The sequence below is a fragment of the uncultured Veillonella sp. genome (assembly GCF_915069625.1).
Lineage (GTDB): Bacteria > Bacillota > Negativicutes > Veillonellales > Veillonellaceae > Veillonella.
The window spans coordinates 1-4,684 of the sequence record NZ_CAJZFD010000162.1; the positions used below are offsets into that span (position 1 = coordinate 1).

Here is a 4,684-nt window from a genome sequence, read left to right on the forward strand (position 1 = left end):
CAAATAGTCATAGATTGATAGATTCATTCGTTTTGTATGAATAATTGATAAATATATAGATAAAATCCGATGAATATGTAGACTTTATATTCTATTCGTGATAACCTAGAAGAAATAGTCTATATTGGAGGAGTAAATATGAATACAGAATCCTTACGTAACGAAGTATTGGTTCCTGCAGTAGCAAAAACATTAGATATTGCTACAAAAGCAAAACCTACAAAAGAAGAACTTTTCACAACAGCAAAAATTACAGCTGCTGTGGCAGTTGCAACAGCGGTTGTATCCTTAGCGGTACAAGCAGTATTACGCAACCGATAAGCAATTAAGAAAACGACATGGCGCCGCCTGTCGTTTTCTTTTACTTTTACCCCGTTATTCCCCTTTATTAAGGGATTTTGCAAGGAGGCGATACCATGCATAGTCGCGATTTAATTGAACAATATAAAGGCTACGTTCAAGATTGGCGTAGATATTTCCATAAACATCCAGAGCTGAGTAATGAAGAGTTTGAAACAACAAAGACTCTCGCTAAAGAATTGGAATCTATGGGCGTAGAGGTTCATGTGGATACAGAGCGTGGCATCGGCTTGGTTGGTATCATCCATGGCGATAAACCTGGTAAGGCTATAGCGTTGCGTGCTGATATCGATGCTTTACCTGTTCATGAACATAATACAGTAGACTACAAATCTGAAACTGAAGGCAAAATGCACGCTTGTGGTCATGATGGTCATATGGCTATCTTGCTAGGCGCTGCTAAGATGTTAATGTCTATGAAAGACCGCATCGAAGGTGATGTGTATTTAGCATTCCAACCTGCCGAAGAAACGGGTGCAGGTGCACCGGATTTCGTTAAATTTGGTGACTGGTATGATAAAATCGATGCTATCTTTGGTGGCCATGTGTGGATTGACTTACCAGCAGGCCTCATCTCCGTAGAGGAAGGCCCTCGTATGGCTGCAAGTAGCCAGATTACTATTAATGTAAAAGGTAAACAAGGCCATGGGGCACAGCCACATCAGGCGATTGATGCCATTGTAGTGGCTAGTGCTATCGTTATGAACTTGCAAACCGTAGTGTCTCGTAATGTGAGTGCCTTAGATTCTCTTGTACTCACTATTGGTAATATTCACTCTGGATCTGAATGGAATGTTATCCCTGGTGAAGCTAAAATGGGGGGCACCATTCGATTCTTTGATCCAGACCAAGAAGAGTATTATGTAGAATCCATACGCCGCGTAGTAGAACATACGGCTGAAGCCTATGGGGCAACTGCGACATTAGAATATGTAAAAAAAGTACCGCCTACTATTAATGATCCTGCATCTAGTGAACTAGCGGAACGTGTCGTTATTGATACATTAGGTAAAGATAAGCTTTCTAAAATGCGTAAAGTAATGCCAGGGGAAGATTTTGCATGGTATTTACAAGATAAACCAGGATGCTTTGCTTTTATTGGTATTCAAAATCCTGAAATAGAGGCTACCTACGATCATCATAATAATAGATTTAATATGGATGATACCGTACTATCTGCCGCATCAGCGGTGTATGCTGAATATGCTATTGCATGGTTGAAAGAACATAGATAGCTATATTTTCTTTCATTTACTTATATTTTGATGGGGGATTATATCTCTATAATTAAGTTAAAAAAGATTACCTATACCTATTTGGTTATAGAGTAAAATAAGTTACACATTTGGTCTAAATGATTTTTTTATTATATTACAGTTTAAACTAAGCATCATTGTAATATAAATATAAATGGATTTGTAAATTTGTCCTGATAATATTTTATGAGTCTATAAAATATGTGATAATTGATGTCGATAAAAACGTATATGAATCTAATTATAATCCTTAAAACAAGAAAAAATGAGAAAAAGATGAAGAGTAATGGTGTTTTATGTTAAAATAGGAATATAGTCAGTTGTTTTTAGCAGCAAATATACTCTAGTTTTAATCAATAAGTATAGTGATTTTAGGTGAATAGGATGAATAATACTTGGAAATTAGAAACGTTTTCGGCTGAAAAAATTAATGAAAATATTGAAAAAAAGATATTTACAATTCCTCGTTATCAAAGAGGGGTAGTATGGACTCAGTCTCAAAAAGATACATTAATTGATACAATAAAGAAAGGTCTACCTTTTGGCTCCTTATTACTATATCTTAATGGTAATGAAAAAAATAACACTTATCAGATTATTGATGGATTACAAAGAAGTACTACAATTATTGATTTTGTCAAAAATCCTGCATTATACTTTAACGAAGATGATATATTAGATAGTGGGATTGATAGAATTTATAAACTAGCTAATATAACTACAGATGAACAAGCCTTTAAAGAACAGATAAAGAAAGATCTTTTTGATTGGGTAAGAAGTGGGCATAAAACATTAAAGCAAATTGAAGGTATGCAGTTTGCTAAGTTTGGTCAAAAATTATCTCCATTGTATCCAACTTTAAAAGGAAAAGAGTTTGAGATTGGTGAAATTATAGAGCCAATGATGAAGAACTTTCAAGAAATTTGTACAAGTATAAGTTCAACACAAGTGCCTGCTATAGTTATTGAAGGTGATAGCGATGCATTACCCTTGCTCTTTGAGCGCATTAATTCTCAGGGGTCTAAGCTTTCGAAATATCAAATATATGCTGCTACATGGATTGAAGAATCTTATAATATTAGTACTAAATTAAAAGATCTAGTAGAGTATAACCGTAGTAGATATGATGATATGATTGATAAAGGTATAGTACTTGATGATTATGAGTCTACAACTTTTATTAATAGAATGTCATTAAATGCATTTGAAATTGCTTATGGTTTAGGTAAGTTTTTATCTAAAAAATGGCCGCATTTGTTTGGTGATTCTAAAGGTGTAAATGAGATTAATAGCATTGGTTTTACTTTATTAGCTACTTGTTTAGGTTTAAAATATAGCGAAATCAAAACTTTAGGAAGGCAGTTACGAGATCGTTTAGCTGGTTATGATGTAAATATATTTCTTTTGAAACTTATTGAGTCAATTAATTATGTTGATAAACTCATTGGTAAATTTAGTGCTTTTAAATTAAATAATAGATCTGTTCCGACCCCGCTACATTCTGAGCTACAGATTGTTTCAATTATTTCTTCTGTATTTTTAATGAAACATGCAACTATAATAAGAAATCTTGATAAGGATAAAGTAGAGTCTATATCTTATGACTTCGAAAATAATAAGAAAGATTGGAAAAATAATTTAGATAAATTATTAAAAAAGAATATTGCTAAGATATATATAGTAGATATTTTGCAGAAGCGATGGAGTGGTACAGGTGATAAAAAATTAGATCAAATTTTAATTACACCTGACTATTATGCAAAACGACAAATCACTAAAGATGACTTTACTAATAATCTATGGGTTTGGTTTGATGCTTTAAATGAAGAGCGTTCAGAGTATAAAAAGGTAGCAAGACCTAAGGAAGCGGAGCGACTAATTTTAGCAGCAATCTATTTACCAATATTAACAGCAAATGAACATTTAAATGATGAATATTATGATATAGAACATCTAGTTCCTCAGAGTATAATTAAGCAAAAGTTAGAAAGATTTGATGGAGACTTAAGATTACCAATTAGTTCTATTGGTAATCTATGCATTTTGCCCGAGTATTCTAATCGTAGTAAAAAAGATAAGACTATATATAATGATACTTCTTATAGAAGTAAATCAAATATAAAATTGGAAGAAATCGAGGCAAAATACTCTTTTACTACAAAAAGTGATTTAGAGTGGATAGGGAAAAAACAAAAATCATCAGATGATTTGAGACAGTTATATATGGATTTTATAAAAGCACGCTTTGGAAGACTTGTTGATGTATTACTCAAGAATTTTAGTTCTCTATAAGAATTAGACTAGTTAGTTTCAAATATTTATTTTTTTTCGTTTTACTAAATAAACCCCTTTACTTTTTTCGTAAAGGGGTTTATTATATTCCAATAATAAATCATATGTAATTAAAATGGTTTCCTGCTAAGGCACAAGTTTTAGTGCGTTGCGGATAAAAAGGGCCTTTCTTCGCCGGACGGTTCTAGAAGCCAGAAAGGATGTAATGAACGATCAAGTTTCTATTTCAACAGCAAATATTCGTGGTGCCTTTGGGGGATTCTTTATCCCAGGTATGTATACAGCCTTATGGGCTGGCTTTGTACCATATTTAAAAGCAAAGCTTAGCATCGGTGAAGATGTATTGGGGTCCATGATTTTAGTGCTCGGTGTAGGTTCTTGTTTGTCCATGGCCATAGCTGGTAAGCTAGTAGAGAACTTTGGATGCAAGAAAGTCGTTTTATTAGCTAGCTTTATTGGCATGTTATCTCTTGCTATTGTTACGATGTGCTCTACAATTGCTACGACTACAGCCGCTTTGTTCTTCTTTGGTATTGGTGTCGGCCTCAGTGGTGCGTCTGCCAATTTACAAGCCATTCTAACAGAGAAGGTGAGTAAAAAGCACTTAATGGGGGCTTATCACGGTGGATGGAGTTTAGGCGGTTTTGCCGGTGCTGGCGTTTTGCTCGTGCTTTTAAAAATATTATCTTTACCTGTTAATGCTAGTATTTGGGGACTTCTCATCGTATTATTCATTGCCATGGTTGTGGTTAGCCAATTTATGTTAACCTTTGGTA

The 4,684-nt window shown here is 33.9% G+C and carries 4 protein-coding genes; all 4 read left to right on the forward strand.

What is annotated here, in order from left to right; all coding sequences use genetic code 11:
* The first annotated feature begins 138 nt into the window (after positions 1–138).
* On the forward strand, positions 139–321 hold the full coding sequence (locus QZ548_RS08055; protein ID WP_005385822.1) for a hypothetical protein: 183 nt from the start codon (positions 139–141) through the stop codon (positions 319–321).
* Positions 322–416: 95 nt separating this feature from the next.
* Entirely contained in the window at positions 417–1,595 is a 1,179-nt protein-coding gene (locus QZ548_RS08060; RefSeq protein WP_119209377.1) for a M20 family metallopeptidase, read from the forward strand.
* A 405-nt stretch (positions 1,596–2,000) separates the two neighbouring features.
* A complete protein-coding gene (locus QZ548_RS08065; protein WP_295869566.1) occupies positions 2,001–3,908 on the forward strand; it encodes a DUF262 domain-containing protein in 1,908 nt (635 codons plus the stop codon).
* 205 nt (positions 3,909–4,113) lie between these two features.
* Positions 4,114–4,684 (forward strand): MFS transporter (locus QZ548_RS08070; RefSeq protein WP_295869568.1); only part of this gene is annotated, 571 nt, incomplete at its 3' end.

Coding starts and splice junctions, on each gene's coding strand:
- QZ548_RS08065 (WP_295869566.1), top strand. CDS start 2,001: ATGAATAATACTTGGAAATTAGAAACGTTTTCGGCTGAAAAAATTAAT.
- QZ548_RS08060 (WP_119209377.1), top strand. CDS start 417: ATGCATAGTCGCGATTTAATTGAACAATATAAAGGCTACGTTCAAGAT.
- QZ548_RS08055 (WP_005385822.1), top strand. CDS start 139: ATGAATACAGAATCCTTACGTAACGAAGTATTGGTTCCTGCAGTAGCA.